The sequence below is a fragment of the Kitasatospora sp. NPDC006697 genome, from assembly GCF_042869935.1.
Lineage (GTDB): Bacteria > Actinomycetota > Actinomycetes > Streptomycetales > Streptomycetaceae > Kitasatospora.
Genome location: NZ_JBIAGU010000041.1, coordinates 59,799 through 81,889, shown reverse-complemented (window position 1 = coordinate 81,889; position 22,091 = coordinate 59,799). Strand labels below are relative to the sequence as shown.

Below are 22,091 nucleotides of genomic sequence, written 5' to 3'. Positions count from 1 at the left end.
GGTGTTGTCCTCGGGCATCAGGTACGGCGCCGAGGCGTACCAGTTGCTGCTCAGCGCACCGGTGGCGGCGACGGTGGACGCCGCCTGCGCCGAGGCACCGGTGGCGAAGCTCGCCACGGCGCCGGCCAGCAGGCCGAGCGCGGCCACCACGCCGAGCAGCGGGGAGCGGCGCCGGGCGGGCGTGGAGGCAGGGGTGGGGGTGGGGTGTGCGGGTCGGGCTCTGTCCATCTGACGGCCTTTCGAGGAAGGCGGACGTGGGGGACCAGCGGTCGCAGCCGCCGAGCGGATTTCAGAATGGACTAGACCAGCCAGCGGATGTCAAGAACGCCGCACCCTTGACATACAGTTCGTCGACGCAGTGGTCGGAGCTCGAAAATCCGTCAGGAAACCTGACTGACAATCAATTCCCGCGGTGCCGGCCCGCCGCACCCCGGCGGGCCACCCGGAGCGGTCAGCCGTCGATCGCGTCCAGCTCGGCCAATTCCCTCTCGGTCAGCTCGAGCTGACCTGACGTCATGTTCTCCTCCAGGTGTGCCAGGCTGGTCGTGCCGGGGATCGCCAGCAGGTTGGGCGCCTTGGCCAGCAGCCAGGCCAGCCGCACCTGGGCGGGGGTCGCCCCGTGCGCCTCGGCCACCGCCCGCACCGGCGCCAGGTCGCTGCCCGCCGCGGCCGCCTCCCGCTGGGTGCCGGAGATCGAGAAGTACGGCACGAAGGCGATCCCCTGCGCCCGGCACAGCTCCAGCAGCCCGCTGTGCTCGGCGGCCCGGTGGTCGAGGCTGTAGTAGTTCTGCACGCAGACCACCGGCGCGATCTCCTGCGCCTCGGCCAGGTGCCGCGGGTGCACGCTGGAGACGCCCAGGTGCCGGATCAGCCCCGCCTGCCGCAGCTCGGCCAGTGCGCCGAAGTGCTCGGCGATCGACTCCTGCTTGATCCGCCGCAGGTTGACCACGTCCAGGTGGTCCCGGCCGAGCTGGCGCAGGTTCTCCTCCACCTGCCCGCGCAGCTGGTCGGGGCGCGCCAGGTCCAGCCACTCCCCCGAGGGGCCGCGCCCCGGGCCGACCTTGGTGACGATCACCAGCTCGTCCGGGTAGGGCGAGAGCGCGCTGTTGATCAGTTCGTTGGCGGAGCGCAGCGCCGAGAAGTAGAAGCTCGCGGTGTCGATGTGGTTCACGCCCCGCTCGACGGCGGTGCGCAGCAGCCGGATCGCGTGCGCCCGGTCGATCGGCGCACCGGCCGAGTTGCCGGCCATGCCGTTGCCGCCCAGCCGCATCGCCCCGTAGCCGATCCGGTTGACCGTCAGGTCACCCAGCTGCCCAGTCCCCGCACCGTCCGCCTGCCCGTTCGTCAAAGCCGCTCCCTCGTCGCGGCGCCCGCCCCGTGCGGGCGCCGGACCTGGAGTATGGTGCGCGCCCGACCCGCTCCGGAAGATCGACGGGGCGGGGAGAGGATCACAGGGGAATCGGGAACGATCCTCTCCACCCGCACCGTTGGATCCGGTGTGAGGGCGGGACGGAACGGGCCCGGCACCGGGGCGGTGCCGGGCCCGTCGCGCTGCGGGGTACGGCGCCCTCAGACGCTCTCGCGCTCGGTGACCCGGGTGACGGTGCGCTCGACCACCCGCCGGTGGCCGCGCGGGTGGCGGGTCAGGGTGTAGCCGCCGATGCCGGCCAGGCCGGCCAGCACCGCGCCGCCCAGGGTCCAGAACCATCGGTCGTTCCAGCCGGAGAACATCCCCGAGTACCAGTGCGACACCGTCGCGACGGGCGCCGCCACGGTCGCCCCGCCCGGGGTGGCCGCCGCGGTCGGGGTCGGCGCGGCGGTGGCGGCCGCGGCGCCCGGGCTGCCGGTGGCCCCGGGGTTCACCGGCGGCACCAGCGGCGCCTTCAGGTCGCCGCCCTCGGGCTGCGCGTCGTCCGCGCTGCCCTTGGCGGCGACGTGCACCTGCACCTGCACGGCCAGGCCGAGGTCGTTCTGCGGCGCGTCGCCGACGGAGAGCCGGACGTAGTAGCTGCCCGGCAGCGGGTCGGTGGACCAGGGCTCGGCCCAGGAGCGGATCTGCCGCAGCGTGCAGCTCAGCGCCAGGGTGCCGGTGGTCCGGTCGGCGGTGCCGGTCTGCGGGCCGGCGGTGCAGGCCTGGCGGCGGCGCAAGCCGTCGAAGAGCTCGACGTTCCAGGTCTGCGGGCCGTGCCGGTCGGTGGCGGCGGGCAGGCCGATGGTGACCGAGACGGTGTCGGTCTGCCCGGCCGAGGCGCCGAACGCCCAGTACAGGTAGTCGCCGGTGGAGGCCGTCACGGTGGCGTCCTGCCCCTCGGCCATGGTGGTGGCGGTGAGGAAGGAGGTCCCGGCCGTGCTGACCGGTGCCATCGAGCCGGAGGCGGTGGGTGACGGGCTGTCGGCCAGTGCGGCGGGCGCGCCGGCCAGCGCGAGGCCGGCGGCGAGCAGCAGGGTGGTCAGGGTACGGCGCATCGTCAGTTCTCCTGCCAGACGGCGATCCGCCAGCGCGCGATCCAGCCCCAGAGCAGTCCGGTGACCAGTCCGGCGCCGGTCAGCACCAGCAGCATGATCCAGCCGCGGCCGAGCCCGAGGGCCGGACCGTCCGGCGTGGGCGAGGCGGCGGTGACGGCCACGGTCAGCTCGACCGGCAGGCCGGGGTCGGTCTGCACGCCGGGCTGGCCGGCGAAGGAGTTGCTGACCACCAGGCAGACCACCCGGTCGGCGCTGCCGTTGCCGGTGCCGCCGGTGCCGCCGTCGGTCGGCGAGGCGCTGCTGTCCGGCGCCGACCAGCGCAGGCCGGTGGAGGCCACGTCGATCCGGCCGCTGCCGGCGTCGGTGCCGCGCACCAGCTCCTGGCCGGCCGGGTCGGTGGCCTGCAGCAGCACGCCGTAGTCGCGGGCCACCGCCCGGTCCGGGGTGACGCTGACCGAGGCGCGCAGCTCCTGACCCGCCTTCACCGGCACCCGGTAGACCCGGTGCTCGGCGAACTTCTCCCGGTCGGCGTAGACGCCGGCGGTGAGCAGCGGGGCGGTGGTGCACTGGTCGGTGCCGGTGACGTTGGCCGGGGTGGCCCGGTAGCTCTGGTCGGAGCGCTTGACCAGCTGGTTGACCCGCTGGGTGAGCTGCTGCTGGGTGTGCACGTCGGTGTAGGTGCCGCCGGTCGCGTTGGCGATGCAGAGCAGTTGCTGGCGGACCTTGTCGTCGTGCGCCAGGCCGAGGGTGTCCACCACCAGGTGGGTGCCCTGGGCGGCGAGTTCGCGGGCCACGTCGCAGGGGTCCGGCGGGGCGCAGTCGTCCTCGCCGTCGGTGATCAGCACCACCCGGCGGGTGGCCTGGCCGGTGCCGAGGTCCTGGGCGGCGCCGCGCAGCGCCAGGCCGATCGGGGTCCAGCCGGTCGGGCGCAGGGTGGCGACGGCGGTCTTGGCCTCCACCTTGTTGGTGTGGCCGATCGGGTAGAGCACCTTGGTGTCGGTGCAGCCGTCGGTCTTGTCGCTGGCCGGGTAGGTGGCGCCGAGGGTGCGGATGCCGAACTCGGCCTCCGGCGGCAGGGCGTCGATCACGTCGTCGATGGACTGCTGGGCGACCGAGATCCGGGTGCGGCCCTCGATGTCGGCGGTGCCCATGGAGCCGCTGACGTCCAGGACCAGGTCGACCCGGGGCGCGTCGTCGCCCCCGCCCTCCTGGGCCGTGCTGGGGCTGGGCGTCGGGGTGGGGCTGTCGGCGATCGCCGGGAACACCCCGAGGGTGGCGAAGGCGGTGGTCAGCAGGGCTGTCAGCAGCGCGGCGGCACGGCGGCCGCCGGGCCACCGTCGTCGGATGATCATCACGGCGCGCATCCTATGGACCATCAGCTGACGGAAGCCAATGCGAGCCCGGCTCAGTGCTTCCGGAACGCACCGGTCCGGTGCCCCGCACGTCTGCGGGGCACCGGACCGGGAGCTGGTGACCGATCGTCAGCAGGCGACCGGGACGTCCACGGTCACCGGGCGGATGCCCCAGCCGTAGGAGTAGACGTCGAAGGTGGCCTGCACGGTCGAGCCGCAGGGCGCGGTCGCGGTGAGCGGGCCGAACTGCAGGGTGGTGCCGTTGAACACCGCGTTCTGCGAGAGGCTGCCGAGGCTCGCGCCGCCGTCGACCTGGGCGCTCAGCAGACCGGTGAGCTGCAGACCGGTGGGGGCGGGCACGCCGGCCGGGGCGACGGTGCCGGTGAACGACACGGTGCCGCCGTCGACGGTCGCACAGACCCGGGCCTGCAGGCTGTTACCGATGGCCGGCGAGCCGCAGGTGGTGGTGGCGGCAGCCTGCGCGGTGCTTGCGGCCTGGGCCGGAGCCACGCCGACCAGGGCGAGGCCGGCGGCACCGACGGCGAGCAGCAGAGCGCGGGACATGGGAATCACTCCTTGTATGACATGTGACATTTCATTTACCTGCGCAAGTGAGAACCTGCCAGCCGGTCAGACCGGCCGGGGGTTCAGCAGTTGATCGGGACGTCCACAGTGGTGGGCGTGTTGAACCACGGGTAGGTGCTGATCGAGAAGCTGGCGTGCACGGTGGTGCCGCAGGCGGCGGTCACGTTCAGCGGGCCGATCGTGAGGGTGGAGGCCTGGAAGACCACGTTCTGCTGGGCGGTGCCCAGGTTGCCGCCGCCGACCACGTCGGCACTCAGCGTGGTGCTGGTCTGCTCCGGCGCCGGCGGCCACGGGGTGCCCGGGCTCGGCGGGCCCGCCAGGGCGATCTGGCCGGTCAGCGAGACGCTGGTGCCGCTCACGGTGACGCAGAGCGGGGTGTTGTGGCCGTCCTGCAGGTGCCAGTTGTTGCAGGTGGTGACCGGCGCGGTGTCGGCCTGGGCCGGCGCGACACCGGCGAACAGCAGGGCGGCGGCACCGGCGGCACCGGCGGCGAGCATCAGGACGCGGGACATGATGGTGCTCCTTCTCTCGTTACTGGAAAGGGGCTTCACGCGGCGAGCCAAGGGGTTCGCCCGGTGTTGCAATGTGATATTTCACTAACTCAGCGTACCCGACGCATCGTCAGAATGAACAACCCCCGGCGAGGAGATGAAAACACGTCAGCACACAATCACCAAAAACGAGAGCGCCGTCACCACGCGCTGCGCCCGACAGGATGAACCAAATCGGACAAAAAGGACGCACTAGTCATATGATCCGAACTGTTGTCGCCGCGCCGACCGCCACGTACTCCGCGTGACGGCCGCAGAAGGGAAGCCCGATGGACAACTACCCTCTACTCAACCTGTTCTGGACGATGCTGGAGTTCTTCCTCTGGATCCTCTGGTTCTTCCTGCTCTTCAAGGTGATCAGTGACATCTTCCGCGACCACGACCTGAGCGGCTGGGGCAAGGCGGGCTGGCTGGTGTTCGTCATCCTGCTGCCGTTCCTGGGGATCTTCGTCTACCTGATCGTGCGCGGGCAGGGCATGGGCAAGCGGGACGTGGAGCAGGCCAAGCAGTCCGAGGCGGCCTTCCGCTCCTACATCCGCGACGCGGCCGGCACCGAGGGCGGCGGCGCCGGCGGGGCGTCCAGCCACGTGGACGAGCTCGCCAAGCTGGCCGAGCTGAAGCGGACCGGCGCGATCTCGGAGCAGGAGTTCCAGAAGGCGAAGGACAAGCTGCTCGCCTGACGGAGCGCCCCCCGTCCCACCCGACCGACCCCGGGGCGGTGCCCCGCGCACCGCCCCGCCGGAGGCCACCGATGGACCCGCAGCCGGACCCCCCTGACCGGCCATTACCCGCCGATCGCCGATCACGGGCTGATCGGCGACCTGCAGACCTGTGCCCTGGTCTCCGCCGCCGGCAGCCTGGACTGGTTCTGCAGTCCGCGCTTCGACTCCCCCAGCGTCTTCGCCGCCCTGCTCGACGCCGAGCGCGGCGGCCACTTCACGATCACCGCCGAGGCGCCCGGCAGCACGGTCCACCAGCTCTACCTGGCCGACTCGGCGATCCTGGTCACCCGCTTCCTCACCGCCGACGGCGTGGGCGAGGTGATCGACTGCATGCCGATCGACCGGCCGACCGACCCGAGCAGCCGGCACCGGATCCTGCGGGGCATCCGGGTGGTGCGCGGCAGCGTCACCTTCACCATGGAGTGCCGGCCGCGCTTCGACTACGGGCGCCGGCCGCACGAGCTGGACCTGGACAGCCAGGGCATGGCCCGGTTCCACGGCGCCGGCCTGGCCGGCTACCTCCAGGCGGTCGGCCCGGTCTCCCTGGAGCGCGACGGCCAGGACGCCACCGCCCGGATCACCCTGCACGCCGGCGAGCTGGCCTGCTGCTCACCGTGGACGACGCCGCGGCCGAGCCGCCCTATCCGGTGGACCGGGAGGGGCTGACCGCCGAGTCCGAGGCGCTGCGCTCGTTCTGGCACGGCTGGATCAGCCGCTGCACCTACCGCGGCCGCTGGCAGCAGACGGTCTTCGCCGCCCTGCTCGACGCCGAGCGCGGCGGCGGCGGCGAGCGACTGGGCAACTTCCCACAGGCCTTCACCCACCTGGCGCTGATCCTGGCGGCCCAGGCGCTGGACCAGGAGCTCGACCGCGCCGAGCACCGCTGACCCGCCGGGGGGCCCGCGTCCGCTCGCTCAGCCCAGGCCGGCCAGCAGTTGCTCCAGGTTGTGCGCCGCGATGCCCCGCATGACGGCGCGGTCGCCCGGGAAGCCGCCGTCCAGCAGGCGCAGGGGGCCCGCCACCAGGGAGAGGCGCATGGCCGGCTCGTAGAGCGCGAGGCGGTGCGGGTCCAGGGTGGCGGTGGCCAGGCGGGGGTAGTGGTCGCGGAAGCGGATGCGCAGGAAGACGTGCTCCCACTCGACGTCGAAGTACATCAGGCCCTCGATGTCGATCAGCACCGGTTCGCCGCGCCGGTCCACCAGGACGTGGTCCGGGCCGAGTTCGCCGTGGATCAGGCGGTAGCGGGTGCGCGGGCGGATCTCGGCGGCGCGGGTGTGCAGCAGGTCGGCGACGGCGCCGCGGACCGCGGCCAGGCGGGGTTCGCGGTCGGCGGCCTCGGCGAGGTCGCGCAGTGCGCGGTCCAGGACGAGCTGTTCGCAGGTGGTCGGCCCGGTCACGGGCTGGGCCACCTTGCCCATCCGGGGTGCGGTGTCGCCGTGCAGGACGTCCAGGGTGTGGGCCAGGCGGTCGAGCACCGGTCGGGCGGCGGCCGGGTCCTGCTCGAGCATCGGCTCCAGACTGCCGAGCGGCAGGTCCTCCACCAGGGCCAGGTCGGCCGGCAGCAGGGTGTGGCTGCGGTCGGCGTGCAGCAGGCGCGGGGTGCGCAGGCCGAGGCTGTCCAGGCGGTGGTGGGCGGCTTCGAAGAGGTCCAGGCCGGAGGGGTGCGCGAGCGGGTCGCCGGCCGCCGCCGCGTGGTCCGGCCGCTCGGGCCAGAAGTCCTCCTCGGCGGACCAGAGGTAGGCGATGACGCTGGCGCCGCCGTCCAGGTGGAGCCGGTAGACGCCCTTCTTGCTGCCGCCGGTCAGCCGCCGCAGCCCGTCCAGGCGGTGGCCGAGCACCTGCGCCACCGCCCGGCCGAGCGGCTGCCGCACCGCTTCCTCGCGTTCGCGTTCCACCAGCGCACTCATCGATCCGGCTCCCCACTAGGTCGAAGGAGCCATTCTGCCAGTCGCGGAGCGGACCCGCCGTCAGCTGTTGCCGCCGCCCCCGTGCAGGACCGCGATCGCGATCAGTACGCCGACGACCAGGTTGGCTATCTCCAGCCAGCCGAAGATCCTGGCCCGGCGTGCGTAGCGCTCCTGCTCCCCGGTGCCCGGCAGGGCCCGGCGGGCCTTGCCGCGGTTGGTGAGCCAGAGGGCGATGAAGATGACATCGAGCATGGTGAACCCCCGAACCCGGCGGGCGGGTTCGAGCGGCGAACCGGCCCGCGTGGATATGCCGGTTCCCAGGGTTCACCCCCGCCTGCGCGGCGGCCATGACGACTTCGCAACAGCTCTGCGACAGCCTGGCAGGCGATCAAGAGGGGCGTCTTCCGTTCGTACCACTATCGTTCGTGTCATGTCGACAGGACGGCGTGGCAAAGAGCGAGTTGACGTGCCGTCAGCCTGCGCCCGTTGAATTTCCGCCGCATTCCGCGCAGGCTTTATCGCAACCGGAACGCCGACGAACTAACGGAGCCCTCATGCGCATTCGCTCGCTCGCCCTGGCCACCGCCGCCGTCGCCGCGGCCGCCATCGGGATCGCCCCCGCCGCCTCCGCGACCACCACCGGCGGCACGCCGTTCTCGCTGACCATCGGGACGGCCACCGCCACGGGCACCGCTCAGTACATCGACACGGGCAGCTCCAGCCGGGACATGCTGGTCACCGGGACCATCACCAACACCGGCAGCGGCTGTTACGAGATCCTGCCGACCAACTACCTCGGCGGGTTCTTCCTCACCAGCTACAACGGCGGAGGCATCTGCGGCCCCGGCACCTTCACCATCAACTACCGGCTGAAGGGCACCTTCCAGGGCTACGTCTACATGTGCGAGGCCACCACGGTCTCGAACACCACGGGCACCGCCGACTGCACCCAGAACTGGGTCGGCCCCGTCACCGTCAACTAAGGGATTCCTCATGCGTATTCGCGCACTTGCCCTCGCCACCGCCGCCGTCGCCGCGGCCGCCGTCGGGATCGCCCCCGCCGCCTCCGCGACCACCAGCGCCGGCTACCCGTACACGCTGACCGCGGGGACGGCCACCGCGACGGGCACCGCCCAGTACATCAACGTGAACGGCACCCAGAAGGACATGCTGGTCACCGGGACCATCACCAACACCGGCAGCGGCTGTTACGAGATCCTGCCGACCAACTACCTGGGCGGGTTCTTCCTCACCAGCTACAACGGCGGAGGCATCTGCGGCCCCGGCAGCGTCAACGTCAACTACACCCTGCCGGGCACCTTCGAGGGCCTCCTCTACATCTGCCAGGTCAGCTCGATCCCGAAGGACAAGTACACGAACAACTGCATCGAGGGCGGCGCAGGCGCCGGCCCCTTCCGCGTGGGCTGACCGGCCCGCACCACGCAGGAGCCCCCCGGAACGCCCCGGGGGGCTCCTGCGCGCTCCGGCCGGCCGGCGCCGTCCGCCGCGACCCCGGTTCCGGACGCCGTTGACGATATGTCACTTTTCGTATTCGAACAAGCACCATTCGTGAGCGACGGAGTGTCAGAATCGGCAGAGATTGTGAACTCCGACCCCTATGGATCCGGGCAGGTGATCGATATGATCCGTTCCTGCCAAGCGCGCCCGCGGTCCGTGCCATCCGCAGCGGCCGGCGCGGCCTGCCCTGGCCGCGTGCCGGGCGTGCTCACGAAACACCACCCCAGGGGGGTACATGAAGATCAGTCGTGCCCATCGGCGTGCCGGCCTGAGCGCGGCGGCGATCCTGCCGATGCTCGCCGGTGTCATCGCCGTCGGCATACCCAGCGCCCAGGCCGCCTCCGTTCCGAACGGACGCGCCGCGCTGGCCGGGACCCACCCCGACTGGACCGCGCAGGCCGCCGACCAGGGCGCCACCGCCGACTCGGCGCAGGTCAGCGCCCGGGTCTACCTGGCGGGCAAGGACCCGCAGGGCCTCACCGCCTACGCGCAGGCGGTCTCCGACCCGAACTCGCCGAGCTACGGCAAGTACCTGACCGCGCAGCAGGCGCAGGAGCGCTTCGGCGCCACCAAGCAGCAGGTGGACGCGGTCACCGGCTGGCTGAAGTCGGCGGGCCTGACCGTCACCGACTCCACCGAGCACTACGTCGCGGTCTCCGGCAGCGCCGCCGCCGTGCGCGCCGCCTTCGCGACCTCGCTGCACGAGTACCGCGCCAAGGACGGCCACACCTACCGGGCGCCCGACCGCCTGGCCTCGGCACCGGGCGACCTGGCCGGCGCGGTCCTCACGGTGACCGGCCTGGACAGCGCCCCGCACCTGGCCACCCCGCAGGACACCCTGCCGGGCCCGGGCGCGGGCTTCCGCAACACCGGCCCGTACTCGACCTACTTCGGGTCGAACACCGCCACCACGATGCCCGACGCCTACGGCACCAAGGCGCCGTACGTGATCCACGGCTACACCGGTGAGCAGCTGCGGGCCGCCTACGGCGCCGGCAAGTACACCGGCCGGGGTGTCACGGTGGCGATCACCGACGCCTACGCCTCGCCGACCATGGCGACCGACGCGGCCAACTACGCCCAGCGCAACGGCGACGCGCCGTACCGCCCGGGCCAGTACCGCGAGGTGCTGCCGGCCGCCTGGAACAGCACCGACGCCTGCGGCGCCTCGGGCTGGTACGGCGAGGAGTCGCTGGACGTCGAGGCCGTGCACGCGATGGCCCCCGAGGCGAACATCGTCTTCGTCGCCGGTGCCTCCTGCAACGACCCCGACCTGCTGGACGCCCTGAACAAGGTGGTCGACCAGCACCTGGCTGACATCGTCTCCAACTCCTGGGCGGACGTGGAGGCCAACGCCACGGCGGACAGCCAGGCGGCCTACGACCAGACCTTCAAGCTGGGCGCGATCGAGGGCATCGGCTTCTACTTCTCCTCCGGCGACGACGGCGACAACGCGGCGTCCACCGGCACCAAGCAGGTCGCCACCCCGGCCGACTCGGCCTGGGCGACCGCCGTCGGCGGCACCTCGCTGGCGGTCGGCAAGAACGACAAGTACCTGTTCGAGACCGGCTGGGGCACCAAGAAGGCCGTGCTCTCGGCGGACGGCAAGAGCTGGACCGACTTCCCGGGCGCGTTCAACGGCGGCGCCGGCGGCGGCACCAGCACCCTGGTCCCGCAGCCGTTCTACCAGGCCGGCATCGTGCCGGACGCGCTGTCGAAGGCCAACGGCAGCACCCCGATGCGCACCCTGCCGGACATCGCGGCGGTCGCCGACCCGAACACCGGCTTCCTGGTCGGCCAGACCCAGTCCTGGCCCGACGGCTCGGTGAGCTACGACGAGTACCGGATCGGCGGCACCTCGCTGGCCGCGCCGGTGATCGCCGGTGTGCAGGCGCTGGCGCAGCAGGCCCGGCAGCGGCCGATCGGCTTCGCCAACCCGTCGATCTACGCCCGCTTCGGCACCCGGGTGCTGCACGACGTGACCGACCACCCGCTGGGTGCCGGTGACATCGCGCAGGTCCGCGTGGACTTCGCCAACGGCACCGACGCCTCCGGCGGCACGGTGGCCTCGGTGCGGACCATGGGCAAGGACAGCTCGCTGTCGGCGACCCAGGGCTACGACGACGTCACCGGCGTCGGCACCCCGGCGCCGGGCTACGTGAGCTCGTTCGCGCTGCGCGGCCGCTGGGGCTGGTAGTAGCTGCGTCCTTCGGGGCCGCTCCCTTCGGGGGGCGGCCCCGTCGGCGTTGCCGGGGTCAGCCGTGCTAGCCGGTGCGGCGGTTGACGGCCGGCCGGAGGCCGGTGCCGAGGACGAGTACCTCGTACGACCTGACGAGGCAGCGACACATCGCCCTGTCAGATCAGGTGCTCACCCGTCGGCTGCGCCGGCATCGCCCGCACCGGGTGCTTGCTGAGGACGGAGACCCGGTTGAAGGCGTTGATGGTGATCGCCACCCAGATCACCGCCGAGATCTGGTCCTCCGTCAGTGCCTCCCGCGCCTCCGCGTAGGCCCGCTCCTGCAAGGCGGCGTCGGCCGGTGCGGTGGTGGCCTCGGCGAGGGCGAGCGCGGCCCGCTCCGCCGGGGTGAACAGCTCGGTGTCCCGCCAGGCGGCCAGCACGCCGAGCCGCTGGGTGGTCTCGCCGGCCTTGAGCGCGGCGCGGGTGTGCACGTTGAGGCAGAAGGCGCAGCCGTTGAGCTGCGAGGCGCGCAGGTTGATCAGCTCCACCAGCCCGCGCTCCAGCCCCGCCTCGGCGGCCGTGCTGCGGACCGCCTCGGCGGTGGCGAGCAGGGCGCGGTAGGCCTGCGGGCTCTGCTTGTCGACGTAGACCCGCCGGCGGGCGGGGGCCACGGTGGTCGGCTCGGTCATCTCAACTCCCCTGCTGGCCGCGGCGGGCGGCGTGGGTGGGGGCGTCGGGCACCGTCGTGGGCCGGCCGACGGCGAACTCCTTGCGGAGCACGGGCACCACCTCTTCGCCGAGGATGTCGAGCTGCTCCAGCACGGTCTTGAGCGGGAGGCCGGCGTGGTCCATCAGGAAGAGCTGGCGCTGGTAGTCGCCGACGGCGTCCCGGAAGCCGAGGGTGCGCTCGATGACCTGCTGCGGGCTGCCGACGGTCAGCGGCGTCTGCTCGGTGAAGTCCTCCAGCGACGGGCCGTGGCCGTAGACCGGCGCCTTGTCGAAGTACGGCCGGAACTCCCGTACCGCGTCCTGGGAGTTGGCGCGCATGAATACCTGGCCGCCGAGCCCGACGATGGCCTGCTCGGGCGTGCCGTGGCCGTGGTGGGCGAACCGGGTGCGGTAGAGCTCCACCATCCGGCGGGTGTGCTCCTGGGGCCAGAAGATGTTGTTGTGGAAGAAGCCGTCGCCGTAGTAGGCGGCCTGTTCGGCGATCTCCGGCGAGCGGATGGAGCCGTGCCAGACGAAGGGCGGCACGCCGTCCAGCGGGCGCGGGGTGGCGGTGAAGGACTGCAGCGGGGTGCGGAAGCGGCCCTCCCAGTCGACCACCTCCTCGCGCCAGAGCCGGTGCAGCAGTGCGTAGTTCTCGACAGCGAGCGGGATGCCCTGGCGGATGTCCTGGCCGAACCAGGGGTAGACCGGGCCGGTGTTGCCGCGCCCGAGCATCAGGTCCACCCGGCCGTCCGCGACGTGCTGGAGCATCGCGTAGTCCTCGGCGATCTTCACCGGGTCGTTGGTGGTGATCAGCGTGGTCGCGGTGGAGAGGATGATCCGCTCGGTGCGCGCGGCGATCCAGCCGAGCATGGTGGTGGGCGAGGACGGCACGAACGGCGGGTTGTGGTGCTCGCCGGTCGCGAAGACGTCCAGGCCCACCTCCTCCGCCTTGAGCGCGATCGCCAGCATCGCCTTGATGCGCTCGTGCTCGGTCGGTGCGCGTCCCGTGGTCGGGTCGACGGTCACGTCGCCGACGCTGAATATGCCGAACTGCATGGGGTTCCCGCCTTCTCGCGGCTTGGTGGGGCCGGGCGTCGCCGCCCGGCCCCGGGCTGGCTCTACCGGGTGCCGCTCAGAGGCCGAAGCGCTCGCGGTGCGAGGCGGGGACCAGGTCGGTGTACTCCGGGTGCTTGCCGATCCAGCCGCGGATGAACGGGCAGTAGGGCAGCACGGCGAGCTCCTGCTCGCGCACGGTGTCCAGCGCGGCGCGGGCCAGCCGGCCACCGAGGCCCTGGCCCTCGAAGCGGGGGTCGATCTCGGTGTGGATGAAGGCGATCTCACCGGCCGACCGGTGGTACTCGGCGAAGCCGGCCAGTTCGCCGTCCACCTGGATCTCGAAGCGGGACTTCTCGGCGTTGTCGACTACCTGGGGCTCCACGGTTCCTCCTGGGGTGGGTGCGTCTTCAAGATCCAGTGTAGTTGAAGACTAAACATTTGTCGCCCCGCCCCGCCCTCCGTGTCCCGTCGTGCCCTGCCCCGCCGCGCCCCACCACCACCCTCCGTCACACGGGGTAGGGCTCGGCCGCGCGGGCGGCGCTCAGCGCGCCGGCCCACCAGCGCAGGTGGTCCAGCATCGACGTGGCCTGACCGGCCGCCCCCTCGTCCTGAGGGCGGCCGTCGGTCCAGTTCAGGTAGTAGTTCGGGAACGCCACGCCGCCGCGCAGCGGGACGGCGTTCAGCTCGGTGAGCACGTTCTCCAACTGCTGCACGGCGTGCCGGCCGCCGGACTGCCCGCCGTAGCTGACGAAGGCCACCGGCTTCGCCGTCCACTGGAAGAAGTGCCAGTCGATGGCGGCCTTCAGTGCGGCCGGGAAGCTGTGGTTGTACTCGGGGGTGACCAGCACGACGGCGTCCGCCGAGGCGAGCGCCTCGGTGAGCGGGGCCATCCCGGCGGGGCGGGGGTAGCCGTCTCGGGCGAACAGCGGGGACTCGGCGGGCAGTTCCAGCGGAAGTTCGATCTCCGCCAGGTCGACCAGCTCGACCTCGAAGCCGCCGTGCGCGGCCGCCTGCTCCGCCAGCCAGGCGGTCACCACGGGGCCGAACCGGCCCTTCCGCACGCTGCCGACGATGATCACGAGCTTCGGTGTCTTCTTCTCCATGGCCACCACCCTCGGCCCGGCCCGCCGCGACAACCAGGCCGCGTTCAGACTGGCCCCCGCAGGGCCACGCTGCGGCTCACCGGCCCGCCCATGCTCGCCGCATGGGAACGCCACTGGGGGACTTCATCCGCGCCAAGCGCGACAGCATCCAGCCGGAGACGCTGGGCCTGCCGGAGCGCGGCCGCCGCCGCTCGCCCGGCCTGCGGCGGCTGGACCTGGCCCCCCGGGCCGGGGTGAGCGTGGAGTACCTGACCCGGATCGAGCAGGGCCGCGACCGCAACCCCTCTCCCCCCGTGCTGCACGCCATCGCCGACGCGCTCAGCCTGGACGCCGCCGAGCGCGGCCACCTGCGCTACCTGGCCAAGATCACCGGCGGCGAGTGCCCCGAGCACTACCGGCCCGTGCCGCCGGACCGGGCCGTCCGGCCCGAGGTGCTGCGCACCCTGCGGATACTGGAGCCGGGCGTGGCGGTGGTGGCCAACCGGCTCGGCGACCTGCTCGCGCACACCACCGGCTCAGGCGAGCTGGAAGTCGGGCTCGGCGGCCGGGCGGTAGAGCGTGGTGACGTCGCCGACCAGGCCGGGCTGGGTGAGGTCCAGCCGGGCGCAGTGGTCGAAGTCCACGGCGTCCAGGGTGGTCCAGACGATGTCGGGGCGGAACGAGGACTCGAAGGCGTAGATCCGGTTGGTCAGGTCGGCCAGGGTGCGCCAGCGGGTCATCGAGACGTTGGGCCGCTCCGGGTCGGGCGTCCCGGCGGGCTGCGCCGCGTTGCGCAGCACGCTGAGCAGGGAGGCGTAGCCCTCGGCCGGGGTCTCCGGGCGGGGCAGCCGCGCCAGGTAGTAGGCGGCCCGGACGAACCGGTCCTCGGGCGCGGTGCCGCCCGGCAGCGGCCGGTCGCCGCCGAGCCCGGCGAACTGCCGCTGGTGCTCCAACTGCTCCTCGAACGGCGGGGAGTTGGTGACCACGGTGTACTGCGGCCCGTGGTGGATCACGGGCCGGCCGGCCAGGATCTCGATCACGGCGGAGTCGCCGCCCGCGTCGTCCAGCACCAGGTGGACGGTGGAGAAGGTACCCGCGTGGGGGTCGTTCTGGCCGAGCACCTGGTAGCCCTCGGTGGCGGCGACCGCCTCGGCGACGGTGGCGCAGGTGTCGAGCAGGTACTGCGCCCAGAGGGCCGCGCTGAGTCCGGGGCGGTGCGGCTCGCGCGGGCCGAAGTCGGACTCGGCCAGCCAGAGCAACTGGGCGCCCAGTCCGGCCTCGTTGATGCCGTCGGTGCTCGCCTGGTCGTAGGCGAGTGCCGCCACCGAGCCGTACCGGGCCGTCCAGCGCAGCGGGTTGGGGTCCGCCTCGGCCGCACCGCTCCGCTGGGCGCCGCGCGGCAGCACCCAGAGGTTGGTGTGGAGCGTCTGCTTCCAGTCCATGTTGCGGCCGACCAGGACCGGCTGGCCGTCTGCCTGCCAGAGAACACGAGTGCACATAACGGACACTCTAGGCAGCATCGCCGCGAAAGCTGCGGCCCGCGGCGGCCGTGTCGCGGGGTCAGGCGGTCGGCGGCAGGTAGTAGGCGCGCTGGTGGGCGGCGACCGGGGCGGACTGGTAGGTCCAGATGCCGGCGGCCGGGGCGGGGCGCTCGCCGAGCAGGTCGAGCAGCAGCCGGCCGGCCTCGCTGCCGGGGTCGGCGACGGTCAGCCGGGTGCGGGCGGCGGCCTGCGGGTCCAGTTCCGGGTCCAGCAGGTGGAGTTGGTAGGGCTGGTAGACGTTCATCGGGCCGGCCAGCAGCCGCCCCTGCTCGTCGGTGCCGTAGCCGGTGACGGGCGCGCCGGCGGCGGGCTCGGCGGGCAGGCCGGCCGGGTCGGCGTGCAGGGTGAACAGGGTGTGCTCGCGCTGCCGCAGCGAGCCCTCCGGACCGGCTTCGGCGTCGCGGCAGTGGATGGTCCAGCTTCGGTCTTCCGAGAGTCCGTTGAGGGAGGGCAGGGAGACCTCGAACCAGCCGGGGTGCTTGGGCTCGGCGTACAGCCGGCGGCCCGCGTCGATCGCGTGCGGGTTGTCGCAGACCACGTGCAGCCGGGCGATGCCGAGCAGCTTGGTCTGGTCGACGCCGCGCGCGTAGTCGGGGTAGCCGAGCCGGGGCAGCCGGTCGGCGGTGCCCCGGGGGTGGGCGATCACGTTGATCTCCACCTCCTGGGTCATGCCGCCGCCGAACGGGTACTGGGCGAAGTACAGCTGGTAGTTCACGGAGACGCAGGCCAGTCCGTCGAACTCGGCGGCCGCCAGCCCCGGATGCTGCTTGGCCAGCACCGCCCGCACCGGTTCGGGGTCGACCAGGTGGTCCACCCCGACGATGTGCAGGGCACCGTAGTGGAAGGGGAGTTGGTAGGGCTCGGGCACCGGCGGCAGGGGCATGGCGTGGGTCACGGGTGGTCGGCTCCTTCGGCGGCGGCCTCGGTGCGGGCCGGGTCGGCGGTGGCTCGGTGCAGGCGGACGGGGCGGCGAAGCTCGGCCAGCTGGTGGTGGATCCGTTCGGCGCTGCGCAGGGCGAGCGCCGCCATGGTGAGGGTGGGGTTGGCGGTGGAGACGGTCGGCATGCTGCCGCAGCCGACGGCGTAGAGATTGGGGTGGTCCCAGCAGCGCTGCCACTCGTCGACCACGGAGTCGGTGGCCGTGCTGCCCATGATGTGGGTACCGGCGCCGTGCCCGGCCGCGCGGTAGGCGTACTGGCGGCCCTGGTGCTCGAAGGCGCCGGGCCAGGCCGGGCCCGGCTCGTAGCGGGTGTGGTCCTCGGCACCGAGCATCCGCATCAGCTGCCCGGAGACGGCGGCGGCGGAGGCGATGCCGCGCTTCACCCAGTCGGAGAGGTCGTAGTGCACGGCCGGCCGGGGCAGGCCGAGCGGGTCGCGCAGCCGGGGGTGCAGGGTGATCCGGTTGCCGGGCTGCGCCTCCTGCTCCATCTCGAACTGGAAGGAGAACTCCCGCCCGATCCGGTCGCCCGCGGTGCGGCGCAGGTCGGCGCCGAGCAGGCCGCGGCTGTCCGGACCGCCGGTGCGCAGCAGTTCGGCCAGTCGCTGCTCCGGGCCGCCGAGCGCCCAGCTCCAGCCCCAGTTGCCGATCTCCACCCGGAACGGCGCCCGGCGGGCGCGGGCCGGGCCGAATCGGAAGCCCTCCAGGCCGGAGGTGGAGCCGGGGCCGCGGTACGGGCCGATCCGACGGGGCATCAGGCCCCAGGTGAGCAGCACCGGATGGTCCATCAGGTTGCGGCCCACCTGGTCGCTGCGGTTGGCGGCGCCGGAGAGCAGCAGCAGCCGGGCGTTCTCGATGGCGTGCGCGGCGAGCACCACCACCTCGGCCTCGGCAGCGGCGGTGCGGCCGTCCCGGGTGCGGTACTCGACGCCGCGGGCGCGGCCGTCGCCGGCCAGCAGCACCCGGGTGACCACGGCGCGGGTGAGCAGTTCGACCGCCGGGCTCCACCGCCGCTGGGTGCGCAGCGGCGTGTACTTGGCCTGGGCGGGGCAGATCGGCACGCAGCTGGCGTGGCCGACGCAGACCGGGCCGGCGGCGGGGTCGGTGGTGCGGGCGGCGGGGGTGCCGGTCACCCGCAGCCGGGCGGGCAGGTCGGCGGCCGGGTCCCGGGCGGTGCGGCCGTCGAGCGCGCGGGCGATCTCCCGGTCCAGGTGGCTGGGCGGCACGGCGGGCATCGGGAACCGGTAGCCCTCCGGCAGCGGCAGGCCGACGGCGGCGCGCTGCTCCGCGGCGTCGGCGGCGACCCCGAGGGCGGCCTCGGCGGCACGGTAGTGGGGCTCCAACTCCTCGTACCCGATCGGCCAGTTGCGGCCGTGTCCGAAGTCGCCGGCCCGGAAGTCCTCGGGGTGCATGCGCGGGGTGAGGCCGGTCCAGGTGAGCCCGGTGCCGCCGTTGGCGCGCAGGTAGCCGGAGGCGTAGGGCAGCGGGCCCCGCTGGACCAGGTAGGCGCTCTCGGGGGTGGCGGCGGAGAGCTCGGTGACCTCGGCCGACGGGGCGTTGTCGGCCTGCCGGTACGGGGAGTTCGGCGTCTTGACGGCGGCGGTGCGGTAGCGCTCCAGCGCGCTCTCGTGGTCCTGCTCCGGGCCGGCTTCCAGCACCAGGACGCGCCGGCCCCGGTCGCCGAGCTCCTTGGCCACCAGGCTGCCGGCGATGCCGGCGCCGACGATGATCACGTCCCACCGTGGCCTCACCGCAGCACGGCCCAACTCCCGGCCCCGGGGGCATCGGTGGCGGGCGGCCGGCCGCCGAAGGTGCGCCAGACCAGCGCCTGCGCGTAGGCCCGGGCGGAGACCGGCGCGGCCGCCTCCCCTGGTGGCGGCGGCCAACTGCCCAGGTACCAGAGGTGCGCGACGGCCTGGGCGGCCTCCGCCCCGGCCGTACCCGGTAACAGCTCCCGCAGCCCGGACTCGCCGAGCCGCCGGACCGTCAGCTCCCGGTACTCCCCCGCCATCCCGGTGGCCGCCAGCTCCGCAGCCGTGAAACCGGTCAGGACCGCCGATAACGCCAGGAACTCCTCATCGGTGACGGTCATCCCACCCTCCCCTGATATCGCCATGGCCATGACGACCACCGGGGAAGCCTTCCTCCCCGCTGCCCGCCCCATGCCTGCCGCCCGTGTCGGGTGGATCACACAGCGCTCACGGCGCCAGGCGGGCCAGCAGCTCGTCCAGCGTCGCCATCTCCTCGGCGGGCAGCGCGGACAGGGCCGCCGGCGGGCGGCCGAGGACCTCCTCGGCCCGCGCCGCGAGCTCGCGGCCCTCGTCCGTCAAGCTGACGACCTTCACCCGGCGGTCGTCAGGGGCGGTGGTGCGGACGACCAGTCCGCGGCGTTCGAGTTCGTCGACGATCACCGTGGCGTACGGCTTGTCGGTGAAGAGCTCCGCCGCCAGGGTGCTCATCCGCATCGGCTGGCGGGCCAGCCGGCGCAGGGCCCGGGCGCGGGCGAAGCTCAGGCCGGTGACCTCGACGACCCGGCGGCGCCGGTCGTCGGAGTCCAGTACCAGGTGGCGCATCCGGGCGTAGATCCGGGCGGCGGTGTCGTCGTGGGCTGCGTCGTCGTTCATGGCGTGGTGATCGGCGTCCTGGGGTCGGTCGGGGTGAGTCGGTCGGCGACCCGGTCGGCCGTCTGCACGGCGCGGTTGCCGGTGGACAGGATACCGAGCAGCACCACCAGCACCCCGAACCCCACGATGATCCACCATCCGGCGTGGCTGGCCTGGGTGAAGCCGCCCTTGAGCGGGCCGTGCACCGAGGAGACCACCACCGAGACGATCACCGCCACCCCCAGCGACTGCCCGGTCTGCCGGCTGGTGGAGGCGACCGCCGCCGCCACGCCCGCCTGGCTGCGCGGCATCCCGGAGACCGCGGTGTTGGTGATCGGCGCGTTGATCATGCCGAAGCCGATGCCGAACACCACGTAGGCGGCGAGCAGTTGCAGCAGCGGCGTGCGGGTGGAGAGCCCGGTCAGCAGCAGCGCGCTGAGCGCCATCGCGACCCCGGAGACCAGCAGCGGGAGCCGCGGCCCGCGGCTGCCGACCAGCCGCCCGGAGACCGGTGCGAGCACGGCGGCCGTGCCGGCCAGCGGCAGCACGTAGAGCCCGGCCCGCAGGGCGCTGTAGCCCAGCACGTCTTGCAGGTAGAGGGTGTTGAGGAAGAGGAAGCCGGCCAGCGAGGCGAAGCCGCTGACGGCGATCACGGTGGCACCGGAGAGCGGCAGGCTGCGGAAGAACCGCGGGTCGATCAGCGGTTCGGCCACCCTCAGCTCCCAGAACACGAAGCCCACGGCGGACAGCGCGGCGACCAGGAACCCGAGCAGCGTCCGGGTCGCCGTCCACCCGGCCTCGGGCGCCTCGATCAGGGTGTAGGTGAGCAGGCCGAGCAGCACCACCATCAGCACCTGGCCGACCGGATCGGGCCGGCGCGGCCGGGCGGCCCGGGACTCCGGCACGTAGCGCTGGGCCAGCGCCATCGCGGCCAGTCCGACCGGGAGGTTGATCCAGAAGATCGCCTGCCAGCCGACGCTGCCGACCAGCAGCCCGCCGATCACCGGCCCGAGCGACATGCTCACCCCCGCGACGGCGCCCCAGACGCCAATCGCCCTGGCCCGCTCGGCGGCTCCGGTGAAGGTGTTGGTGATGATGCCCATGGCGACCGGGTTGAGCATCGAGCCGCCGGCGGCCTGGACCACCCGGGCCGCGATCAGCCACTGCAGGCCCGGGGCCAGGCTGCAGAGCACCGAGCCCAGGGTGAAGAGCGCGAGGCCGATCTGGAAGACCCGGCGGCGCCCGAACCGGTCGCCGGTGGAGCCCGCGAGCAGCAGCAGACTGGCGATCACCACGGTGTAGGCGCTGATCACCCACTGCAGGCCGGAGACCGAGGCGTGCAGGTCGTGCTGGATGGCCGGCAGGGCGACGTTCACGATGGTGTTGTCGATGCCGACGATGAACAGGCTCATGCAGCAGATGGCGAGGATCAGGGTCCGCCGGGCGGCGGTGGGTTCGAGGTCGTTCGGTGGCACGGTGACTCCCCCAGTTGGTTATATGAGCACAACAGTTACGACTATACAATCATTCCCGGGGGTGCGGGTGGACAGCAGAACGGCCCGGGCGGAGCGGCATCGCCGCTCCGCCCGGGCCGTCGCCCGGTGTCACTTCCAGGGGAACCGGTACGCCCGGTAGGTGTTCACCCCGCTCGGGAAGCGGGCGTTGAAGAGCAGCTTGCCGGAGCGCCCGAACTCCGAGACGTACGGCAGCGAGCCCCAGCCGACGAAGGTGTGCCCGTCGCGCAGCGGCTGGGCGTTGCCCTGCGAGGAGGCGCTGAGGCCGGCGGGCTGGTCCTCGCTGCGCACCACGGTGGCCCGGTGCGTGCGGACGTCCAGTTGGACGGTGACCACCCGGCTGTACGGCAGTTCCTGCACCGCGCCGGTCCCGGTGTTGGCGGCGCCCGCCGACTCGTTGTCGAAGAAGCTGTAGCGCCCGCCGCCCAGCGGCTCCGGGTCGTGCTGCCAGGCGAACGGCGCGCCGGCCGCGTCCAGCCGCTGGCCGTCGGCCGCCTGGACGGTGAACGAGCCGGCCTTGCCGCCGAGCTGCCAGTTGATCCGGCCGCTGCGGCGGTCCACCTGGTAGGTGGTCCAGGTGTTGCGGGCGTCCACCAGCAGGCTGCCGTCGCCGTCCGGCTTGACCGCGTTGACGTGGAACCAGTCCCAGGGCTGGTCGGGCGAGGCGGGCAGCGGCTGCTCGCTCTGGGCGTACGGCACGTGGTCGGCGCTGTTCCACTGGAAGAGCACCTTGCCGGTAGGGATGTCGATCTCCTGCACCACGCCGTTGAGCACCTTCTGCGCGGCCGGGCCGCCGATCGAGCGCAGGTCGGCGGTGGACTGGGCGTAGGCGAGGATCAGCGCGGTGTTCCGCGGGGTGATCAGGAACTCGTGGCCGTCGGCGGTGTAGCCGTTGCCCGCCCGGACCTCGGCGATCTTGCGGTAGTGGTCGTCGTAGACGTAGTCCACGCCGGAGGCCGGGCCGCCTAGGCCGGTGCCCTGCCACCAGGTGAGCACGGACTTGCCGCGGTAGGTCTGCTTGCGGAAGTCGGCGGCCTCCTGGCCCGCCGGCACCCGCTGCGACCAGACCACCCGCCGGCCGTCCGAACTCAGGATCTCGACGCCGCTCGCATAGGCCGGATCGGCCGAGTTGGGCGAGAGGAAGATGTCGCCGGGCGCGGTGCCGGGCTGGTCGGTGAGCACGGTGACGGGCGGGAGCGGGCGGGTGTCGGCGCCGGCCGCGGCGGAGGCGGGCAGGGCGCTCGCGAGGGTGGCGGCGGCAGCGGCGGCGAGGACGGCAAGGGTGCGCTTGGGCATGGCGGATCGGTCTTTCCGGTCGGAGGCGTGACGGAGCGCCCGGGCACGGCGGATGGCGCGTGCCCGTGGGG

At 73.0% G+C, this 22,091-nt stretch carries 24 protein-coding genes and 2 pseudogenes; 7 read left to right on the top strand and 19 right to left on the bottom strand.

What is annotated here, in order from left to right:
- The 6 genes and pseudogenes from ACFYNO_RS37275 to ACFYNO_RS37250 all read right to left on the bottom strand — a co-directional run.
- Positions 1 to 228: pseudogene (locus ACFYNO_RS37275) on the bottom strand (chitinase); the annotation flags it as partial.
- A gap of 223 nt (positions 229 to 451) precedes the next feature.
- Positions 452 to 1,348 (bottom strand): oxidoreductase, encoded by an 897-nt coding sequence (locus ACFYNO_RS37270; RefSeq protein WP_388022188.1) that lies wholly within the window; start codon positions 1,346 to 1,348, stop codon positions 452 to 454.
- A 221-nt stretch (positions 1,349 to 1,569) separates the two neighbouring features.
- The gene (locus tag ACFYNO_RS37265) at positions 1,570 to 2,466 is read right to left on the bottom strand and encodes a peptidase (RefSeq protein ID WP_388022186.1); all 897 of its coding nucleotides are present in this window, start codon (positions 2,464 to 2,466) and stop codon (positions 1,570 to 1,572) included.
- 2 nt (positions 2,467 to 2,468) lie between these two features.
- Positions 2,469 to 3,818, bottom strand: coding sequence for a VWA domain-containing protein (locus ACFYNO_RS37260; protein WP_388022194.1), 1,350 nt, complete (start codon positions 3,816 to 3,818; stop codon positions 2,469 to 2,471).
- Between the two features lie 129 nt (positions 3,819 to 3,947).
- Entirely contained in the window at positions 3,948 to 4,382 is a 435-nt protein-coding gene (locus tag ACFYNO_RS37255) for a hypothetical protein (RefSeq protein WP_388022185.1), read from the bottom strand.
- A gap of 83 nt (positions 4,383 to 4,465) precedes the next feature.
- Positions 4,466 to 4,915, bottom strand: coding sequence for a hypothetical protein (locus ACFYNO_RS37250; RefSeq protein WP_388022183.1), 450 nt, complete (start codon positions 4,913 to 4,915; stop codon positions 4,466 to 4,468).
- Between the two features lie 308 nt (positions 4,916 to 5,223).
- Here ACFYNO_RS37250 and ACFYNO_RS37245 point away from each other — a divergent pair, with 308 nt between their 5' ends.
- The 3 genes from ACFYNO_RS37245 to ACFYNO_RS37235 all read left to right on the top strand — a co-directional run bounded on the left by ACFYNO_RS37245 (position 5,224) and on the right by ACFYNO_RS37235 (position 6,563).
- Complete coding sequence (locus tag ACFYNO_RS37245; protein ID WP_388022182.1) at positions 5,224 to 5,634, top strand: PLDc N-terminal domain-containing protein; 411 nt, start codon at positions 5,224 to 5,226, stop codon at positions 5,632 to 5,634.
- A gap of 93 nt (positions 5,635 to 5,727) precedes the next feature.
- A complete protein-coding gene (locus tag ACFYNO_RS37240) occupies positions 5,728 to 6,342 on the top strand; it encodes a trehalase-like domain-containing protein (RefSeq protein WP_388022192.1) in 615 nt (204 codons plus the stop codon).
- Positions 6,291 to 6,563, top strand: coding sequence for a hypothetical protein (locus ACFYNO_RS37235; RefSeq protein ID WP_388022180.1), 273 nt, complete (start codon positions 6,291 to 6,293; stop codon positions 6,561 to 6,563). Before ACFYNO_RS37240 ends, ACFYNO_RS37235 begins: the two co-directional genes overlap by 52 nt.
- Before the next feature lie 27 nt (positions 6,564 to 6,590).
- Here the strand turns inward: ACFYNO_RS37235 and ACFYNO_RS37230 are convergent, their stop codons facing one another.
- Positions 6,591 to 7,583, bottom strand: coding sequence for a phosphotransferase (locus ACFYNO_RS37230; protein ID WP_388022178.1), 993 nt, complete (start codon positions 7,581 to 7,583; stop codon positions 6,591 to 6,593).
- 60 nt (positions 7,584 to 7,643) lie between these two features.
- Positions 7,644 to 7,835 (bottom strand): hypothetical protein, encoded by a 192-nt coding sequence (locus ACFYNO_RS37225; protein WP_388022177.1) that lies wholly within the window; start codon positions 7,833 to 7,835, stop codon positions 7,644 to 7,646.
- Between the two features lie 302 nt (positions 7,836 to 8,137).
- On the opposite strand from ACFYNO_RS37225, the gene ACFYNO_RS37220 reads away from it, so the two are divergent.
- From ACFYNO_RS37220 to ACFYNO_RS37210, 3 genes are all read left to right on the top strand, one after another.
- Positions 8,138 to 8,566, top strand: coding sequence for a hypothetical protein (locus ACFYNO_RS37220; protein WP_388022176.1), 429 nt, complete (start codon positions 8,138 to 8,140; stop codon positions 8,564 to 8,566).
- 10 nt (positions 8,567 to 8,576) lie between these two features.
- On the top strand, positions 8,577 to 9,011 hold the full coding sequence (locus ACFYNO_RS37215) for a hypothetical protein (RefSeq protein WP_388022174.1): 435 nt from the start codon (positions 8,577 to 8,579) through the stop codon (positions 9,009 to 9,011).
- Between the two features lie 325 nt (positions 9,012 to 9,336).
- Positions 9,337 to 11,298: a protease pro-enzyme activation domain-containing protein gene (locus ACFYNO_RS37210; protein WP_388022172.1), complete on the top strand. Its 1,962-nt coding sequence runs from the start codon at positions 9,337 to 9,339 to the stop codon at positions 11,296 to 11,298.
- Between the two features lie 158 nt (positions 11,299 to 11,456).
- Here the strand turns inward: ACFYNO_RS37210 and ACFYNO_RS37205 are convergent, their stop codons facing one another.
- The 4 genes from ACFYNO_RS37205 to ACFYNO_RS37190 all read right to left on the bottom strand — a co-directional run bounded on the left by ACFYNO_RS37205 (position 11,457) and on the right by ACFYNO_RS37190 (position 14,150).
- Positions 11,457 to 11,969: a carboxymuconolactone decarboxylase family protein gene (locus tag ACFYNO_RS37205; protein WP_388022170.1), complete on the bottom strand. Its 513-nt coding sequence runs from the start codon at positions 11,967 to 11,969 to the stop codon at positions 11,457 to 11,459.
- 1 nt (position 11,970) lies between these two features.
- Positions 11,971 to 13,047 (bottom strand): LLM class flavin-dependent oxidoreductase, encoded by a 1,077-nt coding sequence (locus tag ACFYNO_RS37200; RefSeq protein ID WP_388022169.1) that lies wholly within the window; start codon positions 13,045 to 13,047, stop codon positions 11,971 to 11,973.
- Positions 13,048 to 13,123: 76 nt separating this feature from the next.
- Entirely contained in the window at positions 13,124 to 13,429 is a 306-nt protein-coding gene (locus ACFYNO_RS37195) for a GNAT family N-acetyltransferase (RefSeq protein WP_388022167.1), read from the bottom strand.
- Positions 13,430 to 13,553: 124 nt separating this feature from the next.
- Positions 13,554 to 14,150: an NADPH-dependent FMN reductase gene (locus tag ACFYNO_RS37190; RefSeq protein ID WP_388022165.1), complete on the bottom strand. Its 597-nt coding sequence runs from the start codon at positions 14,148 to 14,150 to the stop codon at positions 13,554 to 13,556.
- 101 nt (positions 14,151 to 14,251) lie between these two features.
- On the opposite strand from ACFYNO_RS37190, the pseudogene ACFYNO_RS37185 reads away from it, so the two are divergent.
- Positions 14,252 to 14,692 (top strand): annotated as a pseudogene (locus tag ACFYNO_RS37185) (helix-turn-helix domain-containing protein); the annotation flags it as partial.
- Here the strand turns inward: ACFYNO_RS37185 and ACFYNO_RS37180 are convergent.
- The 7 genes from ACFYNO_RS37180 to ACFYNO_RS37150 form a co-directional block, all read right to left on the bottom strand.
- Entirely contained in the window at positions 14,666 to 15,628 is a 963-nt protein-coding gene (locus ACFYNO_RS37180; protein WP_388022163.1) for a linear amide C-N hydrolase, read from the bottom strand. The pseudogene ACFYNO_RS37185 and the gene ACFYNO_RS37180 overlap by 27 nt on opposite strands.
- A gap of 61 nt (positions 15,629 to 15,689) precedes the next feature.
- A complete protein-coding gene (locus ACFYNO_RS37175) occupies positions 15,690 to 16,565 on the bottom strand; it encodes a hypothetical protein (RefSeq protein ID WP_388022161.1) in 876 nt (291 codons plus the stop codon).
- On the bottom strand, positions 16,562 to 18,340 hold the full coding sequence (locus ACFYNO_RS37170) for a GMC family oxidoreductase (RefSeq protein ID WP_388022160.1): 1,779 nt from the start codon (positions 18,338 to 18,340) through the stop codon (positions 16,562 to 16,564). Before ACFYNO_RS37170 ends, ACFYNO_RS37175 begins: the two co-directional genes overlap by 4 nt.
- A 14-nt stretch (positions 18,341 to 18,354) precedes the next feature.
- Positions 18,355 to 18,699, bottom strand: coding sequence for a hypothetical protein (locus ACFYNO_RS37165; RefSeq protein ID WP_388022158.1), 345 nt, complete (start codon positions 18,697 to 18,699; stop codon positions 18,355 to 18,357).
- Positions 18,700 to 18,805: 106 nt separating this feature from the next.
- Positions 18,806 to 19,231: a MarR family winged helix-turn-helix transcriptional regulator gene (locus tag ACFYNO_RS37160; protein ID WP_388022156.1), complete on the bottom strand. Its 426-nt coding sequence runs from the start codon at positions 19,229 to 19,231 to the stop codon at positions 18,806 to 18,808.
- A complete protein-coding gene (locus ACFYNO_RS37155; protein WP_388022154.1) occupies positions 19,228 to 20,685 on the bottom strand; it encodes an MFS transporter in 1,458 nt (485 codons plus the stop codon). The genes ACFYNO_RS37160 and ACFYNO_RS37155 overlap by 4 nt, the downstream gene beginning before the upstream one ends.
- A 129-nt stretch (positions 20,686 to 20,814) precedes the next feature.
- Entirely contained in the window at positions 20,815 to 22,020 is a 1,206-nt protein-coding gene (locus ACFYNO_RS37150) for an arylsulfotransferase family protein (RefSeq protein ID WP_388022153.1), read from the bottom strand.
- Between the last annotated feature and the right edge of the window lie 71 nt (positions 22,021 to 22,091).